Annotated in this window: 22 protein-coding genes; 13 read left to right on the top strand and 9 right to left on the bottom strand. The window is 60.0% G+C overall.

Translation table 11 applies throughout. From position 1 onward, the window contains the following. Positions 1–28: 28 nt before the first annotated feature. The 5 genes from KXD86_RS18660 to KXD86_RS18640 form a co-directional block, all read right to left on the bottom strand. Positions 29–535 carry a hypothetical protein gene (locus KXD86_RS18660; RefSeq protein WP_218637648.1) on the bottom strand — a complete coding sequence of 169 codons (507 nt, stop codon included), beginning with the start codon at positions 533–535 and terminating at the stop codon, positions 29–31. Positions 536–627: 92 nt separating this feature from the next. Next, positions 628–2394 (bottom strand): sodium:solute symporter family protein, encoded by a 1767-nt coding sequence (locus KXD86_RS18655; RefSeq protein WP_218637647.1) that lies wholly within the window; start codon positions 2392–2394, stop codon positions 628–630. Positions 2395–2400: 6 nt separating this feature from the next. Next, positions 2401–2664 (bottom strand): DUF4212 domain-containing protein, encoded by a 264-nt coding sequence (locus KXD86_RS18650; protein ID WP_218637646.1) that lies wholly within the window; start codon positions 2662–2664, stop codon positions 2401–2403. A 211-nt stretch (positions 2665–2875) separates the two neighbouring features. Next, on the bottom strand, positions 2876–3583 hold the full coding sequence (locus KXD86_RS18645) for a 3'-5' exonuclease (protein WP_218637645.1): 708 nt from the start codon (positions 3581–3583) through the stop codon (positions 2876–2878). A gap of 15 nt (positions 3584–3598) precedes the next feature. Then, positions 3599–5515 (bottom strand): putative nucleotidyltransferase substrate binding domain-containing protein, encoded by a 1917-nt coding sequence (locus KXD86_RS18640; protein WP_218637644.1) that lies wholly within the window; start codon positions 5513–5515, stop codon positions 3599–3601. 168 nt (positions 5516–5683) lie between these two features. Here KXD86_RS18640 and smrA point away from each other — a divergent pair, with 168 nt between their 5' ends. The 9 genes from smrA (at position 5684) to KXD86_RS18595 (ending at position 13294) form a co-directional block, all read left to right on the top strand. Beyond that, a complete protein-coding gene (smrA, locus tag KXD86_RS18635) occupies positions 5684–6265 on the top strand; it encodes a DNA endonuclease SmrA (RefSeq protein ID WP_218637643.1) in 582 nt (193 codons plus the stop codon). 62 nt (positions 6266–6327) lie between these two features. Continuing rightward, positions 6328–6519 carry a membrane lipoprotein lipid attachment site-containing protein gene (locus KXD86_RS18630; protein ID WP_218637642.1) on the top strand — a complete coding sequence of 64 codons (192 nt, stop codon included), beginning with the start codon at positions 6328–6330 and terminating at the stop codon, positions 6517–6519. Between the two features lie 86 nt (positions 6520–6605). Beyond that, positions 6606–7088 carry a (2Fe-2S)-binding protein gene (locus tag KXD86_RS18625; protein WP_218637641.1) on the top strand — a complete coding sequence of 161 codons (483 nt, stop codon included), beginning with the start codon at positions 6606–6608 and terminating at the stop codon, positions 7086–7088. Position 7089: 1 nt separating this feature from the next. Then, the gene (locus KXD86_RS18620; RefSeq protein WP_218637640.1) at positions 7090–9294 is read left to right on the top strand and encodes a xanthine dehydrogenase family protein molybdopterin-binding subunit; all 2205 of its coding nucleotides are present in this window, start codon (positions 7090–7092) and stop codon (positions 9292–9294) included. A gap of 1 nt (position 9295) precedes the next feature. Continuing rightward, positions 9296–10282, top strand: coding sequence for an XdhC family protein (locus KXD86_RS18615; RefSeq protein WP_218637639.1), 987 nt, complete (start codon positions 9296–9298; stop codon positions 10280–10282). A gap of 50 nt (positions 10283–10332) precedes the next feature. Further along, positions 10333–10959, top strand: a complete 627-nt coding sequence (locus KXD86_RS18610) for a methylthioribulose 1-phosphate dehydratase (protein WP_218637638.1) — start codon at positions 10333–10335, stop codon at positions 10957–10959. Beyond that, entirely contained in the window at positions 10956–11516 is a 561-nt protein-coding gene (locus tag KXD86_RS18605) for a 1,2-dihydroxy-3-keto-5-methylthiopentene dioxygenase (protein WP_218637637.1), read from the top strand. Before KXD86_RS18610 ends, KXD86_RS18605 begins: the two co-directional genes overlap by 4 nt. After that, positions 11513–12205, top strand: a complete 693-nt coding sequence (mtnC, locus tag KXD86_RS18600; RefSeq protein ID WP_218637636.1) for an acireductone synthase — start codon at positions 11513–11515, stop codon at positions 12203–12205. The genes KXD86_RS18605 and mtnC overlap by 4 nt, the downstream gene beginning before the upstream one ends. A gap of 30 nt (positions 12206–12235) precedes the next feature. Further along, positions 12236–13294 (top strand): DUF3080 domain-containing protein, encoded by a 1059-nt coding sequence (locus tag KXD86_RS18595; RefSeq protein ID WP_228739711.1) that lies wholly within the window; start codon positions 12236–12238, stop codon positions 13292–13294. Positions 13295–13296: 2 nt separating this feature from the next. Here the strand turns inward: KXD86_RS18595 and tfpB are convergent, their stop codons facing one another. From tfpB to arsC, 4 genes are read right to left on the bottom strand one after another with little or no spacing between them, the layout of a single operon-like run. Next, entirely contained in the window at positions 13297–15114 is a 1818-nt protein-coding gene (gene tfpB, locus KXD86_RS18590; protein WP_218637635.1) for a type IV pilus assembly ATPase TfpB, read from the bottom strand. 33 nt (positions 15115–15147) lie between these two features. After that, positions 15148–15507 carry a DUF2069 domain-containing protein gene (locus tag KXD86_RS18585; protein WP_218637634.1) on the bottom strand — a complete coding sequence of 120 codons (360 nt, stop codon included), beginning with the start codon at positions 15505–15507 and terminating at the stop codon, positions 15148–15150. Between the two features lie 55 nt (positions 15508–15562). Next, positions 15563–16168, bottom strand: a complete 606-nt coding sequence (wrbA, locus tag KXD86_RS18580) for an NAD(P)H:quinone oxidoreductase (protein WP_218637633.1) — start codon at positions 16166–16168, stop codon at positions 15563–15565. 38 nt (positions 16169–16206) lie between these two features. After that, on the bottom strand, positions 16207–16560 hold the full coding sequence (arsC, locus tag KXD86_RS18575; protein WP_218637632.1) for an arsenate reductase (glutaredoxin): 354 nt from the start codon (positions 16558–16560) through the stop codon (positions 16207–16209). Positions 16561–16628: 68 nt separating this feature from the next. Between arsC and KXD86_RS18570 the strand changes: the two genes are divergently transcribed. From KXD86_RS18570 to tilS, 4 genes are all read left to right on the top strand, one after another. Further along, positions 16629–17096 carry a TlpA family protein disulfide reductase gene (locus tag KXD86_RS18570; RefSeq protein WP_376770991.1) on the top strand — a complete coding sequence of 156 codons (468 nt, stop codon included), beginning with the start codon at positions 16629–16631 and terminating at the stop codon, positions 17094–17096. Positions 17097–17141: 45 nt separating this feature from the next. After that, a complete protein-coding gene (gene dnaE, locus KXD86_RS18565) occupies positions 17142–20624 on the top strand; it encodes a DNA polymerase III subunit alpha (protein ID WP_218637631.1) in 3483 nt (1160 codons plus the stop codon). A 178-nt stretch (positions 20625–20802) separates the two neighbouring features. Then, a complete protein-coding gene (gene accA / locus KXD86_RS18560; RefSeq protein ID WP_218637630.1) occupies positions 20803–21756 on the top strand; it encodes an acetyl-CoA carboxylase carboxyl transferase subunit alpha in 954 nt (317 codons plus the stop codon). Further along, complete coding sequence (gene tilS / locus KXD86_RS18555; RefSeq protein ID WP_218637629.1) at positions 21740–23095, top strand: tRNA lysidine(34) synthetase TilS; 1356 nt, start codon at positions 21740–21742, stop codon at positions 23093–23095. Before accA ends, tilS begins: the two co-directional genes overlap by 17 nt. The last annotated feature ends 29 nt before the right edge of the window (positions 23096–23124 follow it).

Raw genomic sequence — 23124 nt, 5'->3', positions numbered from 1 at the left:
CGGGTGCGGGCATTGTGCTACCGGCCCTTCAACCGGTGCAGACTGTTTTCAGCAGAGTGTCGGAGGTACCGAGTACCTTCATATTATCCACCCGGGGCGTACCGTCGGAGCCCAGTGGAACCAGTTCCCGGGATTCGCAGTTGAGAATGTGGATCCGGTGTGACACGGCGTCAGTCATTTTCTGTTCGAAGCGATACAGGGTAAAGCGGACAATATCCGAGTTGGAGGTATCGTGGCTAATGCTTTTGGTATCCACGGTCGAGAATGCGGTGACATAGGGGAAGACAAAGGTCCAGGGACGCCAGAGAATGCTGTCGGATTCAGTGTTGACGACAACCGCCTCGTCCGGAAGCAGGGTTTTCTTGTGGTCATACCAGGTGTATTCACCGTAAATCAGGTAGCCGAGCATCCCCATTCCGGCAAACACCGGGATAATCCACTTCGGGGCTCTATTGCGGGTGACTGTGCGGATGCCAAGGGCAATACCGGCAGCGCCCAGGCCGCAGAATACAGTGGCGACAAAGGTCCAGAACATACAATCGTTTCCTCAAAAAAGAACGGGCTCCCTCATCGAGGAAGCCCGTTCAGTACAACCTGTCAGTTCAATGAATCAGGTCGGGTTGTAGCTTAGTGGTCTTGAGCCTGACCGGCACCACGGGGGTAACGGACGCTTTCAACCAGCTCCTGAATCTCAACGGGCGGTTCTTCAGTTGCGTTGGATACAATGAAGGCTACCGCAAAGTTGACGATTGCACCAACCGCGCCGATGGACAGCGGGGAAATGCCCAGTACCCAGTTTTCCGGAGTGTCTGGCAGGTTGTTGGTGCCCGGAATGAACAGCCAGCCCTTGTACACGAAGATGTACGCGAGGGTGAAGCCCAGACCGGTCAGCATGCCTGCAATCGCACCGGTGTTGTTAACCCGCTTGGAGAAGATACCCATCATCAGCGCCGGGAACAGGGATGCAGCGGCGATACCGAATGCCAGTGCCACAACCTGTGCCGCAAAGCCGGGAGGATTCGCCCCAAGCCAGGTGGCAACCACGATGGCGACCGCCATGGATATCCGCGCTGCGAGCAGTTCGCCCTTTTCCGTGATGTTCGGGTTAATGGAACCCTTGATCAGGTCGTGGCTGACCGCGGAGGAGATCGCCAGCAACAGACCTGCCGCTGTGGACAGTGCCGCGGCGAGACCACCTGCTGCAATCAGACCGATAACCCAGCCCGGAAGGTTGGCAATTTCAGGGTTGGCCAGTACCAGGATGTCCCGGTTAACAACCAGCTCGTTACCTTCCCAGCCGCGTGCCTGAGCTTCGGATTCGAAGGCCGGGCTGTCGTTATACAGCTGGATGCGGCCATCGTTGTTCTTGTCTTCGAACTGGATCAGGCCGGTAACTTCCCACTCCCTCACCCAGTTCGGACGATCATCGTACTGGATCGGCTGTGCGGAGGTGCCGTCCGGGTAGATGGTGGTCATCAGGTTCAGACGTGCCATGGAAGCAACCGCAGGCGCTGTCAGGTACAGCAGGGCGATGAACACCAGAGCCCAGCCGGCAGACCAGCGAGCGTCAGCAACCTTGGGTACGGTGAAGAAGCGGATGATGACGTGCGGCAGGCCCGCAGTACCAATCATCAGGGACAGGGTAAACAGAACCATGTTCAGCTTGTTGTCCACATCCGCCGTGTACTCGTTGAAGCCGAGGTCGGTGATGACCTGGTTCAGCTTGCTGAGCAGTGGCATGCCGGAATCCACGTGGGTGGAGAACAGGCCGAGGCCCGGAATGGCATTGCCGGTCAGCTGCAGGGAGATAAACACCGCAGGGATGGTGTAGGCGATGATCAGGACACAGTACTGGGCCACCTGGGTGTAGGTGATCCCTTTCATACCACCGAGTACCGCGTAGATAAAGACCACAACGGCCGCGATCATCAGACCCATGGTGGCGTCAACTTCCAGGAAGCGGGAGAACGCAACACCAGCACCCGCCATCTGGCCGATTACGTAGGTTACGGAAGCCACGATCAGACAGATAACGGCCACCAGACGCGCATTCTTGCTGTAGAAGCGGTCACCGATGAACTCGGGCACAGTGAACTTGCCAAATTTCCGCAGGTACGGGGCAAGCAACATGGCGAGTAGCACATAGCCACCGGTCCAACCCATGAGGAAGGTGGAGTTGGCATAACCACCGGCGGCAATCAGGCCCGCCATGGATATGAAGGATGCCGCTGACATCCAGTCTGCACCGATCGCCATACCATTGGTGATCGGATGAACGCCGCCGCCAGCGACGTAGAAGTCCTTGGTGCTACCGGCTTTCGCCCAGATAGCAATCAGGATGTAGAGGAGGAATGAGCCCCCTACGAAGATGATGTTGATAGCAAATTGGCTCATTCGTTCTTACTCCTCGTGCACGCCGAATTTTTCGTCGATCTTGTTCATGCGCCACGCGTAGTGAAAAATCAGGGCGATGAACGTGAGAATGGAACCTTGCTGGGCAAACCAGAAGCCCAGGTCCGTTCCACCGACGGGAATACCAGCCAGCATGGGGCGGAGAAGAATGGCAAAGCCGTAAGATACGAGGGCCCAGATGACCAGGCTCCCGATTATCAGGCGCAGGTTCGCCTTCCAGTAGTTTTCAGCGTCGTAGCTATGACCTGACATAGGATTCACTCCTGTGTTGTTGTTGTGGAGGTTGGGTGTTTTTTATATGTGGTTTTCCGGATAGAGAATTTATTATTCATATAGTAACTCTCCGACTTGGTGTCATATCTGACTTTACCGGTCAAGGGATAGATAGATATTGGCAAAAGGTCTAATTCTCAGTCATTTGCCGCCGATTTCGACCTTTCTGTGAGTCCCGATCCGTAATTGTTCAGAACCGATGCATGTTTTTCAGCCGGCGGTGGTAATGCAGTTTGTCGTGAAGCTCCTTAAGAGTCTTAATGCCTTCCTTTCGTGCACGGTTCAGGGCGATCAGGGTAAGTTCGGCGGTAGCGAGGGCATCGGCCGCGGCATTGTGCCGGGCACTGACCTCCAGGCCAAAGAAATCGGCCCAGTGGTCCAGTCCTTTTCCACCGGGTTTGGCGTCCGGGAAGAACACGGGTAACAGGTCCGCAGCGTCCATCCAGGTATGGCTTGCGGTGTAGCCCAACTGGCTGCGCAGGGTTTTTTCAAGGAATTTCTGGTCGAACGCCGAGTGGTACGCCAGTACCGGGTCGCCGTTCATCCATTCCAGCAGGTAGAGCAGGGCGTCCTCGGTTTCGTGACCCTGGGTCAGGGCCTCGTGGCCGATGCCGTGGATCAGCACCGTTTCGGTGATGTCCAGTTCCGGGCGCCGCAATATCAGGTCAAACTGGTCGTCCAGGTGAATGACGCCGCCCCGAATGGCGACGGCCCCAATCGCGATCACCTCGTCTTTGCCTGCATTCAGCCCGGTTGTTTCGAGGTCGAGGACGATCAGGCGGCTGTCTGACAGCAGCTGGTCGCCCGGGGTTTTGGGGTTTGGCAGGTTTTCCGAATCAAGGCCGGTACCGCGGCCACCGCGATGCCGTTCTATCCACTGTCTGATCTGCTCAAGCATGGTTCAGGCCGGCCTTCAGAGTTGGTAGGTGACTTCCAGTTTCTGTTGCAGACGCTGTGCCTGCCGGAAGGACTCTCGCAGAATTCGCCGGTCCAGCGGGTTCAGGTCGTCCGGATCAATGTAGTTGGTCAATTCCTCGCCCCGGTTCAGCATTTCCTGGTGGGATCGCATGCGAATGGCCTGGATCAGGCTGTAGCCCTCTTTCCATGCGTTGGCATCTTTCGGGTCGAATACACCTTTCCTGGCGAGTTCGTCCATTCGCTCCAGCGTGTTCGCCGTTTCCACGCCGTTGGCGAGCGCAAACACCCGCACCGATTCAACGAACGGGGCAAGTCCCTGACGCTTGAGATCGAGGGCGTGCTTGTTGCCATCGGAAACGTAGCGGAAGTTGCGGAACATGGTCAGTGGTGGTTTGCGCTGGAACGCATTGCCGGCAAGCATTTTCTGGAACAGGGCGTTCTTGCGGATGCGGGAAAGTACCTTATCCAGAAGACGGTGCAGTGGCTCGGTGGGGCCGAACACGGCCCGCATGTCCAGGAAAATGGAGGAGTAGACCAGGTTCTGTGGTGTCGAGGCGTCGATAAACCGGATGAACCAGTCGTCCCATTCGCGATCGCTGAGGCAGAGCTTGGGATTGCTCGCCATGATGTTGCCCTTGCACAGCGTGAAACCGCACTCAGCGAGTTCCTGGTTCACTGTCTGTGCGAAGGGGAGCAGTTTCTCGCGAACCTGGTCCTCGGTCATGCCCTCTGGGGTCTGGAACAGGATGCCGTTGTCCTGGTCGGTTAACAGGGTTTGTTCCTGTCGGCCCTCACTTCCGAAGGTCAGCCAGGTGAACGGAACGCCGGGGTCGTTCTTTTTGATGTTGAGTTCCAGCACCCGACGCACGGTGACGTCGTTCAGGGTGGTGATGATTTTTACCACCTGGCCCGAATCTGCGCCGTGGGCCAGCATGGCATCGACCAGTCTCGACACATCGGTTCTCAGGCTGACCAGGGTGCGCAGGTGGGTGGCGGTGCCGATGGTGCGCGCAAGGTTGACGAGATCGACCCGCTGCAGGGCAAACAGGTCCCGCTCCGATACCACGCCGATCAGGCGGTTTTCATCATCGACCACACACAGGTGGGCAAAGTGGTGCTCCGCCATCAGCATGGCGGCCTCGAAGGCGTCGGCGTGGGCGGGCAGGCAGCAGGGATCCGGGGTCATGACCTGGCGTATCGGCGTGTCCAGCGGACCTTTCTCCTCGGCAATCATGGTGCGCAGGTCCCGGAGGGTGAAGATGCCGGCCGGGTGCCGGTTGTCGTCGGTGACGATGATGCTGCCCACGCTGTTGTCGTGCATGCGTGCCACCGCCTTTCTTACCGGAAGGTCCGGGGAGCACACAATCGGGTTTCGGAGGGCATAGCGCTCCAGGGGCGTGTCCAGGGTATTGCTGGAGCCGATCGACGCCATGGCGCTGGACTGGATTCGCTGGTTGACCTGATCCAGCAGGCTGCTCACCCCCCGCAGGCAGAAGTCCCGAAACGGATCGCTTTCGGAGAACAGGGTGATAAAGGCGTCCTGTTCAATGCTCAGGCAGAATGTGTCGCCTGACGCCCGGTGCAGGGTGCGGGTGGGCCGTTCGCCAATGAGCGCGGCCAGGGGAAAGCACTCTCCCTGGCTGATTTCGAAGGTGGTATCGGTCCGGTCTTCCTTTTTGTTGTGGCGTTCGCCGCGAATCCGTCCCTGCTTAACAATGTAAAACCGCGTTACCACCCCGTCGTCCGGGGAAATCACTTCATCGCCGTCTGCGTAGAAACGCAGAGTGGCGTGTTCAGCGAAATGCGCCAGGTGATTGTCGTCCATGCTGGAAAAGGGGGCATGCTCCCGAAGGAACGTCATGATCGCGCGGGTGTTGTGCGGGCGGGAGCTGTCCTGATTCGCTGCGGCCATGGTCAGGGTCCTTTCCTTCGTTATTATTGTCCGGTTCCAGTGTAGTTCACCCGGATGCCGGAGAGCCTTACGATTTTCGTCGAACGGCCGAGGCCGAATCGGAATTCTTTATGGCAAGGGGAGCGGGTGTTAAAGTTTGCCAATTCACTGAGCATTAATAGCACTGCCATGACCACGAAAGAAGAGCGCCAGAGCTTTCTCGAAGAGATGAAAGATGTCCGGCGGATTAAAAAGCCCAATCGCGCCGAAGTCCAGACCCCGAAGGAGCTGACACCGGGCCACCTGGAGCGTCAGCGGGCCGCGGTTGAGAAGGTTGTCAGGGACCGGAATCCGCTGACCTCCGACATGGTCGAGCCGTTGACGGCCCATGATATTCTGGCCTGGCAGCGGCCGGGTATCCAGCACGGCGTGTTCCGCAAGCTGCGACTGGGGCAGTATCCCATCGAAGCTCGCCTCGACCTGCACCGGATGACGGTTGAACAGGCGCGCCGGGAAGTTTTCGCGTTTGTCGGGGATTGTGTCCGGTACGGACTGCGCTCCGTGATTATTCTGCACGGCAAGGGGGAGCGTAATCCTGACGGCATCGCACAACTGAAAAGCTACCTGGCAAAGTGGCTGCCCGAGCTCGATGATGTGCTGGCTTTTCATTCGGCCCAGAAACACCATGGCGGCACCGGTGCGGTCTATGTCATGGTTCGAAAAAACGAACGAGACAAACAGCGCAATCGTGAACTCCATGGGAGCCGGTAACCCGTCCCTTTTCCCTGTATTTCACAGTCAAGCCGCTTTTGCGGCCTCAGAGAGGTATTAGCATGAAAAAGATGTTGTTGGTTGTGTTTGCCGTCGCCGCACTGGCCGGATGCAAAGACCGGGTAATCTGGAACGATAACGGCAAGCTGGAGAACTCCACCGAAAACCGTGAGGTTTGGAACACCAATGGTCAGATGGACTCCGGCGAGCGCAAGATCTGGGTCGATAAGGAAGGCAAGGACGTTATCAAGTAATACACAGGGCCGGAGCCGATCCGGGCCGGAAATAATAAAAGAACAGTGTTCGATTTTACCGGAAGCATCAGAGGGAGAGTAGGGAGATGGCGTTGAGCCTGACAGTCAATGGTGAACAGCGTTCACTGGATGTTGAGGGAGATACCCCTCTGTTGTGGGTGATCCGGGACGAACTGGGGCTCAAAGGTACCAAGTTCGGGTGTGGTGCGGGCCTCTGTGGTGCCTGCACCGTCCATCTGGATGGGCAGCCGGTGCGCTCCTGCTCCACGCCGGTGGACATGGCGGCGGGTGGTCAGGTGACAACCATCGAAGGGTTGGGCGACGGCGATCGCCTGCACGCTCTGCAGAAGGCCTGGATCGACCACGGCGTGCCGCAGTGTGGGTATTGCCAGTCGGGTCAGATCATGAGCGCCGCCCACCTGCTGGCCACCAACGCCTCTCCCTCCCGCGATGAGATTGTTGCAGCCATGACCGGCAACCTCTGCCGCTGTGGCACCTATTCCCGAATTGTTGCCGCCGTTGAGTCGGTTGCCAACGGGGCACCGTCGGAATCAAAGGCGGGGGCATAACATGAGCATGAACCGCCGCGAGTTTCTCAAAGTGGGTGCCGGCGCCTCGGGCAGCCTGATGCTCTCGCTTTCCTTGCCCGGCTGTGCCGGCGCCCAGACCGGGTACCAGCCAGAAACCGGTGAATGGAAGCCGGACGCCTGGCTCGAGTTGACCACGGACGATGAGATCTTTTTCACCCTGGCACGCGTCGAGATGGGCCAGGGCACCTACACGGGCCTGACGACCCTGATTGCGGAAGAGCTCGAGGTGGCGCCAGAGGCCATCACGCCAACGTTTGCGCCGGCCGCGCCCGAATACCGCAACCCCCTCTACAATCTCCAGCTCACGGGCGGCAGTACCAGCGTGGCCACCAGTTGGGAACCGTTGAGAATCGCCGGGGCGTCGGCTCGCCAGATGCTGGTCATGGCGGCGGCCCGGGTCTGGCATGTTGAGGCCGCTGACTGTTCCGTTCGAGACGGGCATGTGGTGCACCCCAATGGCATCGATTCCATGCGCTTTGGCCAGTTGGTCGAGCTTGCGTCGAAAGAGGTTATTCGCGGCGATGTCACGCTCAAGCCCCGCAGTGACTGGAAGTACATTGGCAAACGCGGTGGCCGCCTGGATGCCGAAGCCAAGTCCACCGGGGCCGCCGAATACGGCATCGATATTGAACTGCCGGGCATGGTCTATGCGGTGGTAAGCCGCGCCCCCCGCCACGGCGGTCGTGCCCGTTCGTTCAACGCGGACGAAGTCCGGGCCATGCCCGGTGTGGTGGACGTGGTTGAGATCGAGCGTGGTGTGGCCGTCGTCGCCGATAAATACTGGCGTGCCCGTAAGGCCCAGGCAGCTTTAAAGGTCGATTGGGATTTCTCGGAGGCCCTGTCCCTCTCTACCGCCGATGTTTTTGATGGCTATCGTAAAGCGGCAGACGAGGACGCTGGAGAATCCGAACGCAGCGAAGGGGATTTCGATGGGACCGTCGAGTCGGCGCCGACAGTGCTGGAAGCCGAATACGCCCAGCCTTATCTGGCCCACGCGACCCTCGAACCGATGAATGCAACGGCCTGGTACCGGGGTGATCGCGTGGAGATCTGGGCGCCGACCCAGGCGCCCGACCTGGGACAGATTGCGGCCGCCCGCGTGACAGACCTGTCGCCGGATGACGTCACGATCAACACCACGTTCCTGGGCGGTGGTTTCGGCCGCCGTCTGACTCAGGATTTCATCGAAGAAGCCGCCGCGGTTTCGTACCGGACCGGTAAGCCGGTGAAAGTCATCTGGTCCCGGGAAGAAGATACCCGCCACGATCTCTACCGTCCGGCCATGTTGCACCGTATGAAAGCGTCGCTGGCGGACGGTGAACTGACCGGCTGGCACCATCAGGTGGTTGGCCCGCAGATTCTCGACTGGTATGTGCGCAACGCTGCACCGGCCCAGTACCCGTGGGCCCCGAAGTTCATGTACAACAGCTTGGGTTCAGTTGGCCTGATGCTGGAAGGTGTTGTCACGCCCAAGGACATGTCGGCCATTGAAGGGGCGGTCGACTATCCCTACGCGGTCAACAACATCGATATCCGCCACACCCACACCGACCCGGGCGTGCCGATCACCTGGTGGCGTTCCGTGGGGTACTCCCACAACGGCTTTGCGGTTGAGACCTTCATGGACGAACTGGCCCATGAGGCGGGCGAAGATCCCTACCAGTTCCGTCGCAAGCTGCTGGCCTCGGAGCCCCGTCACCGTGAAGTGCTTGATCGGGCCGCGCGGCTGGCGAACTGGGATCAGCCGGTGCCGAAGGGACGAGGACGTGGAATCGCGTTGTTCCGGAGCTTCGGCACCTATGTCGCCCAGGTGGTCGAGGCCGGTATCGAAAATGGTGCCATTCGCGTTTACCGGGTGTCTGCGGCGGTGGATTGCGGTCAGGTGGTAAACCCCAGGATTGTCGAGGACCAGATCGAAGGCGGGATTCTCTTCGGTTTGACCGCGGCCCTGTATGGCGAGATCACCCTGAAAGACGGGGAAGTCCAGCAGAGTAATTTCCACGACTATCAGCTGATGCGCCAGTTCGAACGTCCGGACGTGGCGGTCGAGATCGTCGACAGTGAGGCGTCGCCAACCGGTGTGGGGGAGCCCGGTGTTCCGCCGGTCATTCCGGCACTCGGCAACGCGCTGTTCGCGGTGACCGGCGAGCGGCAGCGCAGCCTTCCGTTGAAGGTCAGGGCCTAAGATGCCTGGCGAAGGTTCGCCCGCGATCGGCCGCCGCTCGGTCATTCAGGATGTCGCTGGCTGGTTGAACCAGGGTGAACGAACCTGGCTCTGTACCATCGTCGAGACCTGGGGTTCCTCGCCCCGCCCCGTCGGTTCCTGGCTCGCAATCAGCGAATCCGGACGTTGGAGCGGTTCGGTGTCCGGTGGCTGCCTGGAGGAGGATCTGCTGCGTCGGACTGCCGACAGCGGCCCTGAACGCCCGGTGGTGATTGATTACGGCATCACCGATGACGATCGCGACCAGTTCCAGTTGCCCTGTGGCGGGCGAATCCGTTTGCTGGTGGAGCCTCTTCATGGCACTGAAGCCAGGGAGCATGTGCGTGCGTTGGCGTCAGCCCTCGAACAGCGCCACCCCGTAACGCGCCGCGTTCGCATGGACGTCGGTCCGGAACTGATGGCCGGGGCGGACCAAACCCGCTCGGGCGTGGTCTTCGACGGTGACCAGCTTGAGCATGCGTTGCTGCCGGAATGCCGGCTGCTACTGATTGGCGCCGGGGATGTGGCCCGCTACGTCGCAGACTTTGCCATCGCGGCAGACTTCGACGTCACGCTATGCGAACCCCGGGACGCCTTTGCCAGGGGCTGGGGCTACCCCCACATCCCCCTTGAGCGAACATTGCCGGACGACCTGATTGGCCAACGATTCAGCGACCCCTGGTCCGGGGTGCTGGCCCTGGCTCATGATCCCCGAATTGACGACATGGGACTGTTGGCGGCGCTGGCATCTCGGGCGTTCTACGTCGGCGCCATGGGGTCCCGTAAAACTTCCGAGGCCCGTCGGGAACGGCTTGCCTCTCTCGGCCTTGACCCGTCAGTACTGGATCGCCTGCGTGCGCCCATCGGGGTGGATATTCCCAGCAAGACACCCGCGGAAATTGCGATCTCCGTGGTCGCCGATCTGATCGCGGCACGACACCATTTGCGGGCCGCCTCACCATCCCTATAATGTCGGCAAATGAACGCGTCGAAGGCGATTCGAAACCTGGGGGATAAGCCGTGTTTGATGTAACCCAATACGCCGTCGCGGCGGATACCATCGTTGAGGCGGGGCGCTTCCTGTATCAACTGGGTTGGTCGCCGGCCACCAGCAGCAATTATTCTGCCCGCATTGACGATCGGCACATCGCCATCACCGTCTCCGGCCGTCATAAAGGCCAACTGGGTGCTGGTGACGTCATGGTCGTGGACCTCGCGGGACAACCGGTTCAGAGCGAGTGTCGGTCGTCGGCGGAAACTCGTCTGCACACGGTGCTCTATGAGATTTTTCCTGAGGTTGGCGCGGTGCTTCACACCCATTCCGTCAAGGCGACGGTTCTGAGCCGATTGCTGCCTGCCGGTCAACCCCTGGTGCTGGAGGGGTACGAGCTGCAAAAGGCGTTCAGCGGGGTGCAGACCCACGAATCCGTCCTGTCCGTCCCGGTTTTCGACAACACCCAGGACATCGATGCCCTCGCCAGTGACACCAAGGCCTGGTTTGCCGAGCATCCGGATCAGCCGGGTTACCTGATACGCGGCCACGGCCTCTACACCTGGGGCAAAACCATGGCGGATTGCCTTCGCCATGTGGAAGCCTTTGAATTTCTCTTTGAATGTGAACTTGAAACCATGAGGGTTCGCCCATGACGACGTTAAGTATTTTTAACCAGAGCCAACCCGAGACGGCCCAGACGGTAACGGAAAATCCGTCGGAAATTCAGAAGCTGCTGGCGGAGAAGGGCATTCGCTTCGAGCAGTGGCCGACCCGGGATTTGCCGGCAGAGGCCTCCCAGGATGACATTCTGGACGCTTACCAGAGCGAGGTTGCAGCTCTGAAAGCCGAGTGTGGTTTTCAGACCGCCGATGTGATCAGCCTGAACCCGGACAACCCGCAGAAGGATGCGTTTCGCCAGAAGTTCCTGGATGAGCATACCCACAGTGAGGACGAGGTCCGGTTCTTTGTCCGCGGCCAAGGACTCTTCTACCTGCACCTTGAAGATCAGGTGTATGCGGTACTGTGCCAAAAGAACGATCTGATCAGCGTGCCGAATGGCACCCGGCACTGGTTCGATATGGGGCCGGAGCCACGGTTTACCTGTATCCGCCTGTTCACCAATCCCGAAGGCTGGGTGGCGGACTTCACCGGAGAGGACATCGCCGCGCGCCTTCCGCGTTACGAAGCCCTGGCGGGAGTCGCCGGATGATCCGGGTTGTCCTGACCGACATCGAGGGGACGACGAGTTCGATCTCCTTCGTGCACGACGTGCTGTTTCCCTATGCCAGTGAGCATCTCCCGGGTTTTGTCCGGGAGCATCACGGAGACACCCCCGCCGTGGCCGAACAGCTGGATGCGGTGGCGAAAACGGCAGGCATTGAACGCAACGATGTCGAGGCGCTGATCGATACCCTACAGACCTGGATTCGGGAGGACCGTAAGGAAACCCCGCTGAAGACGCTCCAGGGCATGGTCTGGGAGCAGGGCTATCAGCAGGGTGAGATCAAGGGGCACATCTACGATGACGCCGCCGACTACCTGCAGCGCTGGCATGATCGTGGTTTGCGTTTGTTCGTATATTCCTCCGGGTCGGTCAAGGCGCAGCAACTGATTTTCGGGTTTACCGCGGTTGGTGACTTCACGCCGTATTTCTCGGGGTATTTCGATACCCGCATTGGCGGCAAGAAGGAAGCGGACTCGTACAGGGCGATTCTCAATGAGCTCGGCGTGGAGGCAAAGACGGTTCTGTTTCTGTCGGATGTCGAGGCAGAGCTTGAGGCGGCTGAGGCCGCCGGAATGCAGACTGCCTGGTTGGTCCGTGACGGCGACCTGCCGGAAACCGGTCGGTTCGTGGCCCGTGATTTCTCGGAGGTGGATACGCTGCTGCGCAAGCGGTAAACCTTCCCAAGCAACGCTCAGGAGTTGGTCATGCCCGCTGTCAGATGGATCAGGATACTTCTTTCCGGCCTGTTCCTGACGTTCCTGGGCGGATGCAATCCGTTCTCTGAAGCCCGCCCGATGATGGACGAATACGTTGAGCGGGTTGCCCGGGTTCTGGACTCAGAGCCCGAACTCACGGCCATTGAGCCTCCCTCGCAGATCCCCAGGCGCCGAAACCGGGTGCTGACCATGCCGGAACTGGACATGGGCATGCTGGATTTCCTGTCGCTGTATGGTTGCGAATTGCAGTTCGTGGTCGGTGAAAAGAATTCGGTCATGGGCAAGGTCATGCAGCCGTTGAACCGCCTGAGGTACGAACTGCGGTTTATCGAGGCGGCCCAGGACTGTTTGCCGGAAACCGAGGATGAAGATCTGGTGGAGGCCCTGCAAGAGGCGATAGACAGCAAGCGGGAATCCCTGCCCATCGCGATCTGGAACGCCACCTGGGGCGTCGAAGAAGTCGAAACGCTGTTCACCCTGGCAAAAGGCTATTACCCGGTATCCCCTGAGGGCAATCCAGTGTCTGATCTGGCCCTTGATGCCGAGGAGCTGAACCAGACGGTGGCGGCCCTGCGGTCCGGTACCCTGGAGGTGTCGCTTGAATTTGCCGGGTCCGTGCAACAGCGTTGGCAGGCGGAATACCGTGCCGGCCAGTTATTGAACAGCGCTGCCCTGTTGAAAAGCCGGCTTGATGATGCCACGGCGTTGATCCAGCGCCGGATAGGCGGGCGTCCCCTGTGCCTGAACGGCAAGCCCAACAACCAGTCCGAGATTGTCCAGGGCATGTTTTTCAGTGTCTACATCGAAAAAATACAGCCGTACATGAGCGGTGTGGGCCGGGCGCGGATGGCGCTGATTGAGCCGCTGGCCGCGTTGGCCGAGGAACAGCGGAGCGTCATGCCGCCGGCTTTCGAAGTCTGGTATCGACGGCATCTGTCACAGGATTCAGAAAGGAGCCTATGGCGGGAACTCGATGAGGCCATGTCACGCCACACCAAAGCCTGGCAAACCTTGCTTGAGCAATGTGGGTTACGGCCTGGCGCCTGACCTTATCGCTGGCTTTCCGGAGTGACGCGAAGAATCTCTTCAACGGTGGTCAGGCCTGCCGCAACTTTCTGGGCGCCATTGAGCCTCAGGGATTTCATGCCCTCCTTGTAGGCGTCCAGCCGCAACGTTTCGAGTTCGCAATGCTCGGTGATCTGTCGGGTCAGGCCGCCCGACAGCCCCAGGATCTCGTAGACGCCGGCGCGGCCCATGTATCCGGTATTCCGGCACTCAAGGCAGCCCACCGGCTGGTAGAGCTGCTTGGGCATCGGCGCCTTCCAGGGCCGGGTCAGGGCCTGCCATGCTTGCTCGTCAGCCGGGCCGGGCGTCTTGCAATGTGGGCAAAGGGTCCGGGCAAGCCGCTGGGCCATCACACCGAGAACAGTCGCGCGGATCAGATACGGCGGAATGCCCAGTTCCATCAGGCGGGTGATGGCGCTGGGTGCGTCGTTGGTGTGCAGGGTAGACAGTACAAGGTGTCCGGTCAGTGCCGCCTGCACGGCCATCTCGGCGGTTTCCAGGTCGCGGATCTCCCCGATCATGATGATATCCGGGTCCTGCCGCAACAGCGCGCGGACCCCGGCCGCGAAGGTCAGTTCGATGTTGTTCTGAACCTGCATCTGGTTGAACGCCGGTTCCACCATCTCGATGGGGTCTTCAATGGTGCAGACATTGAGCTCACTTGAGGCAATCTGCTTCAGGGTGGAATAGAGCGTGGTGGTTTTGCCTGAACCCGTCGGCCCGGTGACCAGGACAATACCATGGGGATGGGAAGTGATCGTCTGCCAGCGTTCCCGGTCTTCCTTGCCGAACCCCAACTGCTCATAGGATTTAAGCAGGACGTCGGGGTCGAAGATCCGCATCACCATCTTCTCGCCGAAGGCCGTCGGCAAGGTGGCCAGTCGCAGTTCCACCTCACGGTTGTCGGGCTTTCTGGTCTTGATCCGGCCATCCTGTGGGCGCCGCTTCTCGGCAACGTTCAGTCGGCCCAGAATCTTCAGGCGGCTGGTGACAGCGACGCCAACGTGTTCCGGGAATTCATAGACGTTGTGCAGAACGCCATCGATCCGAAACCGTACCTGGGTAACGGTCCGGCGGGGCTCAATGTGGATGTCGGACGCCCGCTGGTCGAAGGCATACTGCAGCAGCCAGTCGACGATCTTGACCACGTGCTGATCGTTGGCATCGGGGTTTTCGCTGGTGCCCAGATCCAGCAACTGTTCAAAATTCTGGTTTCCGGTGGCCCCGGAAGACTGGCTGCCTCCAGCCTTACTGACGGAGTTGGCCAGTTGGTAGAACTCTACCGTGTAACGTCGGATATCCTCCGGGTTGGCAACGACTCGCCGAATGTCCTTGCGCAGCGCCTGGCGCAGATTGCTTTCCCAGTCGCTCTTGAACGGTTCCGGACTGGCAATCAGCACCTGGTCGGGGTGGATTTCCACCGCGAGAATGCCGTGGCGCTGGGCGAACGCATAGGACATTACCCTGGCGATGGCAGGGGCATCAATCTTCAGCGGATCAATGTGGTAGTAGGTCTGGCCGGCCCAGTCGGCGAGCCATTGGGTGAGGCGATCGAGATCCAGGGTCCGGTCCGTTCTCAGACTGGTCAGTCCCGCGATAGCAACCAACTCCAGCGGATGGCGCTTCGCTGCCTGGCCTGTTCCCGTTGCCGCGCCGAGATTGGCGGTCAGAACCCGTTCGGCGTCGTCCTGGCTGATTTCCCCACTGGTAACCAGCGCCGTGCACACGTCCCTCAGAGTCAGTGAGCTGTGCGCGGGTATGGCTGGGCGTTGTGCACTTTCGGGTGTGCTGGTATCAGACATGGAATCTCGCTGTCGTACATATTTCGGATGTGATCAGCCTGCGACCGGCCGGTTCACTTTCAGGTGAATCATGGCCATTGTAAACAGCAGGAACGTAAGCACGGTCAGCAGTACCGGCCCGGCTGCCCCTTCGCTCAACCAGGCAGAAACCACCGCCTGGGTGAAGTAGAAGATGACCACGAACGCCAGCCAGATGTAACCCCGGTTGTGGCCGCGAAATACGGGTACGGCAAACGCCAGTAACGGCAACAGTTTAACCGTCAGCATGAGTGGAACCGAGACGCCCTCCACGGGGGCGGGATAAAATGTGGTGACCAGCAAGGTTGCCAGCACGCCCAGATACAGCAGGATGGTCAGCCGGGCTGTGTTCCGGGCTTTCGGATTGTGAAGCATAGCGTGATTCCAGAAAGAGTGTATGAATGCATTACGTCTGGCGGTCGCGGGTGTATCAGGCTGACAGCTTGAGTGCAAAGCGGGCCAGTCGCTCGCCAAGGGCCTGGCATAAAGCCTTTTCATCACCGCTTACCGGCAGCTGCGCCCCGGTGCCCGCCCAGTGGCTCGGGCCATAGGGCGTACCGCCGGTCTCGGTGTCGCCAAGTGCCTTTTCGGTGTAGGGAAGGCCGCACAGCACCATGCCATGATGCAACAGCGGAATCATCATGGTCAGCAACGTGCTTTCCTGGCCGCCGTGGAGGCTTCCGGTCGACGTGAAGGCGCCGGCGGGTTTGCCAGACAGCGCCCCACTGAGCCAGAGGTCGCCGGTGGTGTCCAGGAAATGCTTGAGAGGGGCTGCCATGTTGCCAAAACGGGTCGGGCTGCCGAGAGCAAGCCCGGCACAGTTGGCCAGATCCGATTTGGTGGCATACGGTGCGCCGCTGTCGGGAACCGGTGGCAGCGAGGCTTCTGTGTCCGGTGATACCGGTGGCACCGTGCGCACTCGGGCATCGACACCGGAGATCCGGGCCACACCCCGACCGATCTGGTTTGCCAGTTCGGCCGTCTGGCCGTTACGGCTGTAGTACAGGATCAGGAGATAGGGTGCCTGTTCGGCCATGGGAGTTTCCTTGTGAGCGCTGGGTGGTGAACGCGGTGTTACAGGATTGACAGCACGTTTTCCGGCGGTCGACCTACCGCAACCTTGCCATTCGCGATTACAATGGGCCGCTCAATCAGTTTGGGGTTGGCCACCATGGCGGCAATCAACTGGTCATGACTGAGGTCGGGGTTGTCGAGTCCGAGCTCCTTGTATTCCTTTTCCTTGGTGCGCATCAGTGCCCGGGGCTCAGCATCAAGCGCCGCCAGGATGTCCGCCAGTTCGCGCTCTGTCGGCGGCGTCTCCAGGTAGCGTATAATTTCCGGTTCGATTCCCCGATCTGTAAGCAGTTCAAGGGTTTGGCGGGATTTTGAACAGCGTGGGTTGTGGAAAATCCGGGTTGGTTCTGTCATCTTCGAGCCTGGTTGTCTGAATGGATACAGCTGTTTTGGTGGTCCGTAGTCTAACAGGAGGTTTTCTCGTGCAGTACCCTGCAAACCGGAGGTTTCTCCACTGGATGGCCCGCCTCGGGCTGTTCTTTCTGATCCTGGTGTCCGCCGGTTGTGAGAAGATCGAGCTGGAGAGGGCGGGTGGCCCGAAATTGAATTGGGACCAGCTGCGTGGCCAGTGGGTCCTGGTGAATTACTGGGCGGAATGGTGCAAGCCCTGCCTGGAGGAAATCCCTGAACTCAATGAGCTGGACAAGGCACCCGATATTTCCGTGCTGGGTGTGAATTTTGATGGCATCTCGGGCGAAGAGCTGGAAGAGTTGGGTGAGCGAATGGGCATCGAGTTCACGATGCTGGCGGAAGACCCGGGACAGAAATTTGGTTGGCAGACGCCCGTGGCCTTGCCGGCCACCTTTGTTGTAGATCCGGACGGGGACTTGCTCGAGGCCCGTTTCGGTCCCCAGACAGAAGCAGACATCCGGGCCCTGATAGGCGGCTGACGGCCGGGTCCGAACAGACATTACCAGCAGGAATTGCCCGATATTATGGCGCAGACTTTTGTACACCTTCGCGTACACTCCGAATACTCAATGGTCGATGGACTGGTGCGGGTCAAGCCCCTGATCGGCCGCGTTGCCGAGCTGGGCATGCCAGCCGTCGGACTCACCGAGCAGTCCAACATGTGTTCGCTGGTGCGCTTTTACAAGGCGGCGACCGGCGCCGGTGTGAAGCCCATCATCGGTGCCGACCTGTGGGTGGAAAACCCGGATGAGCCGGACAACCCCTTCAGGCTGACCCTGCTGGCCCGGAACAACGATGGCTATCTGAACCTGACCGAAATTATTTCCCTGGGCTACACCGAGGGGCAGCGATTCGGCAAGCCGATTATCCAGCGAAAGTGGCTGGAGGACCGGCCCGCTGGCCTGATCATGTTGTCCGGGGCGAAACTGGGTGACATCGGCAAGGCCCTGCTGGCGGACAAGCCAGACCTGGCCCGTGAGCGGGCCGCCTATTGGATGAACCTGTACCCGGATGCCTGTTACCTGGAGCTTCAGCGCACCGGTCGTGCCGGGGACGAAGACTGTCTGCACCTGAGTGTCGGGCTGGCCCAGGAGCTGGGGCTGCCGGTGGTGGCCACCAACGATGTCCACTTCCTCGATGCCGAGGACTTCGAGGCCCATGAGGCCCGGGTCTGCATCGGCGAGAGCCGGACCCTGGACGACCCGCGCCGGGACCGCCGGTTCAGTGACCAGCAATACCTGCGCAGCGCCGAGGAGATGATCGAGCTGTTTGCCGATATTCCCGAGGCCATCGAGAACACCGTGGAAATAGCCCGCCGGTGTTCCGTGAAAGTGCGCATGGGCGAGTACTTCCTGCCGAACTATCCGATCCCGGACGGCATGACCATGGACGACTACTTCCGGAAGGTGTCCGAGGAAGGCCTTGAGGAGAGGCTTGCCAAGACGCTGAGCAAGGACGACCCGGAATACGAAACCAAGCGCGCGGCCTACTACAAACGCCTGAACTTCGAGCTGGATATCATTATCCAGATGGGGTTCCCGGGTTACTTCCTGATCGTGATGGACTTCATCAAGTGGGCCAAGAACAACGGGGTACCGGTGGGGCCGGGCCGCGGTTCCGGTGCCGGTTCACTGGTGGCCTACGCCCAGCTGATCACCGATCTCGACCCCCTGGAATACGATCTGCTGTTCGAGCGGTTCCTGAACCCCGAGCGGGTCTCCATGCCCGACTTCGACGTCGATTTCTGCATGGAAGGCCGGGACCGGGTTATCGAGTACACCGCCCAGAAATACGGCCGTGAAGCGGTTTCCCAGATCATCACCTTCGGTACCATGGCGGCCAAGGCGGTCGTGCGGGACGTGGCCCGGGTGCAGGGCAAGTCCTATGGTCTTGCCGACAAACTGTCCAAGCTGATCCCGTTCGAAGTGGGCATGACCCTGGAAAAGGCCATCGAGCAGGAGCCCCAGCTGAAGGAATTCCTCGAGCAGGACGAGGAAGCCCAGGAAATCTGGGAGATGGCGCTCAAGCTCGAAGGTGTCTGCCGGAACGCCGGTAAACACGCCGGCGGCGTGGTGATTGCGCCCACCAAGATCACCGATTTTTCGCCGCTCTATTGTGACGACGAAGGCGGCAGCCTGGTCACCCAGTTCGACAAGGGCGACGTGGAAGACGCGGGTCTGGTCAAGTTCGACTTCCTCGGCCTGCGAACGCTCACGATCATCAAGTGGGCGCTGCACATGATCAATCCGCGCCGGCAGCAGCGGGGTGAGCCGGAGCTGGACATCAACGAGATCCCACTCGACGATGTGCCGTCCTTCGATATGCTCAAGAAAGCCGAGACCACTGCGGTGTTCCAGCTGGAATCCCGGGGCATGAAGGATCTGATCCGACGGCTCCAGCCCGATTCCCTGGAAGACATGATCGCCCTGGTGGCCTTGTTCCGCCCGGGTCCGCTGCAATCCGGTATGGTTGATGACTTCATTGACCGTAAGCATGGCCGTCAGCCCATGTCCTTCCCGCACCCGGACTATCAATACGAAGGCCTGAAACCGGTTCTGGAGCCCACTTATGGGGTCATCCTGTACCAGGAGCAGGTCATGCAGATCGCCCAGGTCATGGCCGGCTACACTCTCGGTAACGCCGACATGCTGCGCCGGGCCATGGGTAAGAAAAAACCCGAGGAGATGGCCAAGCAGAAACAGTTCTTCCTGGACGGCTGTGAGCAGAACGGCATTGATAAGACCCTCGCCGAGAACATCTTCGACCTGGTGGAGAAGTTCGCGGGCTACGGTTTCAACAAATCCCACTCCGCCGCCTACGCGCTGGTGTCCTACCAGACCCTGTGGCTGAAAGCCCATTACCCGGCTGAGTTCATGGCCGCTGTACTGACCGCCGATATGCAGAACACCGACAAGGTGGTGACGCTGGTGGAAGAGTGCCGGAACATGAAGCTGGATCTTCTGGTTCCGGATGTGAGCCGCTCGGAATACACCTTCACGGTCAATGATGATGGCCAGATCGTGTACGGACTCGGGGCCATCAAGGGGCTTGGCGAGGGGCCGATTCAAAGCATTGTGGAAGGGCGCGGTGACGGAGAGCCCTACCAGGACATTTTCGATTTCTGTCGTCGGGTTGACCTGAAAAAGGTGAATAAGCGCGCCATGGAGGCCCTGATCCGGTCCGGTGCGATGGACAAGCTGGGCGCCGGTCGGGCTCAGCTCATGGCCAGCATCGACAAGGCCGTCCAGCAGGCAGACCAGCAGTCCCGGAACGAGTCCGTGGGGATGATGGACATGTTCGGAGAGATGCTCGAAGGCGGCGAGGGCGGCGACCCCTATGCCGACGTTGCAGGCGTCCGGGAGTGGCCCGAGAAACAGCGCCTGAAAGGCGAGAAGGATACCCTCGGCCTGTACCTGACGGGCCATCCGTTTGATGAATATGAAAAGGAAGTGCGCCGTTTTGTGCGTTCATCCATCGCCGACCTGAAACCCAACAAGTCGCCCCAGCGTGTGGCCGGGCTGGTGGTTGCCCAGAGAACCATGAAGACGCGGACGGGCTCCACCATGTGCTTCATCACCCTGGATGACCGCAGCGCCCGGATCGAGGCTACCCTGTTCTCGGAGGCCTTTTTCGAGAACCGGGAACTGCTGCAGTCGGATCAGGTGATTGTCGTCGAGGGGCAGGTCAGTCACGACGACTACTCGGGTCAGATGAAGATGCGGGTGAGTTCGGTGATGGACGTGGGAACGGCCCGTCAGCAGTTCAGTCGCGGGCTGAAGCTGGCGCTGCGGTCGGACCAGTTGCAAAACGGACTGCTGGAAAAACTGGACACCACCCTGCGCCCATTCCGGTGTGAGGGAAGTCCGGTCTGGATCGAGTACACCAGTGCCGAGGCCCAGACCCGGATCGAGCTGGGCGAGTCCTGGCGCGTGCAGCCGGACGATAACCTGCTGCTGGAGCTGCGATATCTCGTGGGCGACCAGTCCGTAGAACTGGTCTATGATTAAATCAGTCCGGCAAGGTTCTGGGCGCAAATACGGCTGACATATTGAAAAATTAAGGTTTTGTCAGAAAGCGGACTCATACCAAGGTCCGCTTTAGCCGTGTTGCAGGCGCTGCTATCTTTGTCCCAAATTCTGGTTTGGCGGAGTGTTTCTCCACCTGGCAATCAAATGATGGAACATCATGAACCCTAATTATCTGGATTTCGAACAACCCATTGCCGACCTGGAAGCCAAGATTGAAGAGCTTCGCATGGTGGGTAATGACACCGACATCAATATCACCGACGAGATTACCCGGCTCAAGAGGAAGAGCGTCAGCCTGACTGAAAGCATCTTCTCGAATCTCAAGCCCTGGGACGTCGCCCGTCTGGCCCGTCATCCTCGCAGACCCTACACACTCGATTACATTGAATCGATTTTCGAGGATTTCGACGAACTGCACGGCGACCGCCGGTACGCGGACGACCAGGCCATTGTGGGCGGGACGGCGCGTTTGAATAACAAGCCGGTGATGATCATTGGTCACCAGAAAGGCCGCGAAGTACGGGACAAGGTTAAGCGCAACTTCGGCATGCCCCGCCCGGAAGGCTATCGCAAGGCCTTGCGGCTGATGGAAATGGCGGAACGTTTCAAAATGCCTATTCTCACGTTTATCGACACTCCGGGGGCCTATCCGGGGATCGGTGCCGAGGAGCGTGGCCAGAGTGAAGCCATCGCGTTCAACCTCGCCGTGATGTCCAGACTGAAAACCCCGATCATTTCCACGGTGATCGGCGAGGGCGGCTCCGGTGGCGCCCTGGCAATTGGCGTTTGCGACCAGTTGAACATGCTTCAATACTCCACCTACGCGGTGATCTCCCCGGAAGGCTGCGCCTCCATCCTGTGGAAGAGCGCGGAGTTTGCGGCCCAGGCAGCCGAGGCCATGGGGGTCACGGCGGACCGCCTCAAGGACCTCGGGCTTGCGGACAATGTCATCCAGGAGCCTCTGGGCGGCGCTCACCGCAATCCGGAAGAAATGTCGGAATCCCTGAAAGAGATTCTGGCCAATGGCGTCGCGGAACTCAGCCGCTTGCCGACGGATGAGCTGGTAGCCGGTCGCTATGAGCGACTGACCCGCTATGACAACGGGCGCTGAGCCCGATTACGGCTTTGACTGGCCGGATGTGCTGTGCGCGCCGGTCAGGTCGCTCCCCGAGCATTCCCGAATATGGGTCGCCCTGAGTGGCGGCCTGGACTCCGTCCTGCTCCTGCATCTGGCGGCTTTCTGTCATCGCGCCCGCGTTGATGTCCACGCTATCCATGTAAACCATCAGCTTCAGCCCAACGCCAACGAAACCGAGGCTTTTTGTCGTACCCAGTGCGCCGCCCTGGGTATCCCTCTGACCGTCCGTCGGGTTTCGGTCAACATCGGACAGGCTGGCGGTAATTCGGGTGGGGTGGAAGAGGCTGCCAGGGAGGCCCGCTACGCGGTGTTCGAGGAAATGCTCGGGCCCGGCGACCTTCTGCTTCTGGCTCATCACGCGGACGATCAGGTGGAAACGGTTCTGTTCCGGCTGATCCGGGGCAGTGGAGTGGCGGGTCTGGCTGGCATGCCCCACGCTCGTCCGCTGGCGGCAGGGCAGCTTGTGCGGCCACTGCTGGAGCTGGAGCGGGCGGAGCTTGAGCGCTGGGCGCGGGAAGCCGGTCTTGAGTGGGTAGAGGATCCAAGTAACACGGATCAGGGATATGACCGCAATTACCTGCGGCATACCATTATCCCGGGGCTCAAAGAGCGCTGGCCCAGTCTCGCTCGGCGTGTTCGGCACAGTGCCGGTGCCTGTGCCGACAGTGAGTTTCTGAACGCATGTCTGGCAGAGCGGCAATGGGCTGAGTGCTCGAAGGCGTCGGGGGTGTTGTCTGTGACTGCCCTGCAGGCGCTTACGGTGGCGGAGCAGAAGAACCTTGTGCGTTGGTGGGCACGGGAGCGGGGGTTCCGTCCACCGGTGGTATCAGACTGGAGCCAGGTCCTGCATGACCTGCTTGAGGCCGGCGAGGACCGTGAGCCCGAGCTGAGGGGCGAGGGGTTTTGCCTGCGCCGGTTCCAGGGCCGAGTCTATCTGGTTCCAGAGGCGTCCGCAGTGCCGACCTCACCCGTTACCCTGTCTCCGGGTGACGTCTTGCGGTGGGGCGACTGGACCCTAAAGCTGGAGCCCGCCGCTAACCCGGAAAGCCTGCCCGCGCCAATAAGGGTATCTACGAGGCAGGGCGGAGAGCGCGTGCGCTTTCATTGCGAAGGGCCCTCGAAATCCCTGAAAAACTGGTTCCAGGAACAGGCGGTTCCACCCTGGGAAAGGGCTCGTCTCCCGCTGGTTTTTGTGGGTTCCGAAGACGCCGGCGAGCTGATTGCCATTGGCGATTTGTGGTGTTCTGGACAATACTCGGGAAGCGCTCCTGCCGCCGGTTGGCGGCTTGTTGTGAAGCGGGAATGTGATTGAGTCAGGTGGGGGTTTCTGGTAGTCTGGCG

The sequence above is a fragment of the Marinobacter arenosus genome, assembly GCF_019264345.1.
GTDB lineage: Bacteria > Pseudomonadota > Gammaproteobacteria > Pseudomonadales > Oleiphilaceae > Marinobacter > Marinobacter arenosus.
The sequence above is the reverse complement of the archived record's forward strand: the minus strand, read 5'-3'. Positions and strand labels throughout refer to the sequence as shown.

What these genes read in the sequence shown, in the direction of transcription:
- KXD86_RS18660 (WP_218637648.1), bottom strand. Translation starts at nt 535, where the DNA reads ATGTTCTGGACCTTTGTCGCCACTGTATTCTGCGGCCTGGGCGCTGCC.
- KXD86_RS18655 (WP_218637647.1), bottom strand. Translation starts at nt 2,394, where the DNA reads ATGAGCCAATTTGCTATCAACATCATCTTCGTAGGGGGCTCATTCCTC.
- KXD86_RS18650 (WP_218637646.1), bottom strand. Translation starts at nt 2,664, where the DNA reads ATGTCAGGTCATAGCTACGACGCTGAAAACTACTGGAAGGCGAACCTG.
- KXD86_RS18645 (WP_218637645.1), bottom strand. Translation starts at nt 3,583, where the DNA reads ATGCTTGAGCAGATCAGACAGTGGATAGAACGGCATCGCGGTGGCCGC.
- KXD86_RS18640 (WP_218637644.1), bottom strand. Translation starts at nt 5,515, where the DNA reads ATGGCCGCAGCGAATCAGGACAGCTCCCGCCCGCACAACACCCGCGCG.
- smrA (WP_218637643.1), top strand. Translation starts at nt 5,684, where the DNA reads ATGACCACGAAAGAAGAGCGCCAGAGCTTTCTCGAAGAGATGAAAGAT.
- KXD86_RS18630 (WP_218637642.1), top strand. Translation starts at nt 6,328, where the DNA reads ATGAAAAAGATGTTGTTGGTTGTGTTTGCCGTCGCCGCACTGGCCGGA.
- KXD86_RS18625 (WP_218637641.1), top strand. Translation starts at nt 6,606, where the DNA reads ATGGCGTTGAGCCTGACAGTCAATGGTGAACAGCGTTCACTGGATGTT.
- KXD86_RS18620 (WP_218637640.1), top strand. Translation starts at nt 7,090, where the DNA reads ATGAGCATGAACCGCCGCGAGTTTCTCAAAGTGGGTGCCGGCGCCTCG.
- KXD86_RS18615 (WP_218637639.1), top strand. Translation starts at nt 9,296, where the DNA reads ATGCCTGGCGAAGGTTCGCCCGCGATCGGCCGCCGCTCGGTCATTCAG.
- KXD86_RS18605 (WP_218637637.1), top strand. Translation starts at nt 10,956, where the DNA reads ATGACGACGTTAAGTATTTTTAACCAGAGCCAACCCGAGACGGCCCAG.
- mtnC (WP_218637636.1), top strand. Translation starts at nt 11,513, where the DNA reads ATGATCCGGGTTGTCCTGACCGACATCGAGGGGACGACGAGTTCGATC.
- KXD86_RS18595 (WP_228739711.1), top strand. Translation starts at nt 12,236, where the DNA reads ATGCCCGCTGTCAGATGGATCAGGATACTTCTTTCCGGCCTGTTCCTG.
- tfpB (WP_218637635.1), bottom strand. Translation starts at nt 15,114, where the DNA reads ATGTCTGATACCAGCACACCCGAAAGTGCACAACGCCCAGCCATACCC.
- KXD86_RS18585 (WP_218637634.1), bottom strand. Translation starts at nt 15,507, where the DNA reads ATGCTTCACAATCCGAAAGCCCGGAACACAGCCCGGCTGACCATCCTG.
- wrbA (WP_218637633.1), bottom strand. Translation starts at nt 16,168, where the DNA reads ATGGCCGAACAGGCACCCTATCTCCTGATCCTGTACTACAGCCGTAAC.
- arsC (WP_218637632.1), bottom strand. Translation starts at nt 16,560, where the DNA reads ATGACAGAACCAACCCGGATTTTCCACAACCCACGCTGTTCAAAATCC.
- dnaE (WP_218637631.1), top strand. Translation starts at nt 17,142, where the DNA reads ATGGCGCAGACTTTTGTACACCTTCGCGTACACTCCGAATACTCAATG.
- accA (WP_218637630.1), top strand. Translation starts at nt 20,803, where the DNA reads ATGAACCCTAATTATCTGGATTTCGAACAACCCATTGCCGACCTGGAA.
- tilS (WP_218637629.1), top strand. Translation starts at nt 21,740, where the DNA reads ATGACAACGGGCGCTGAGCCCGATTACGGCTTTGACTGGCCGGATGTG.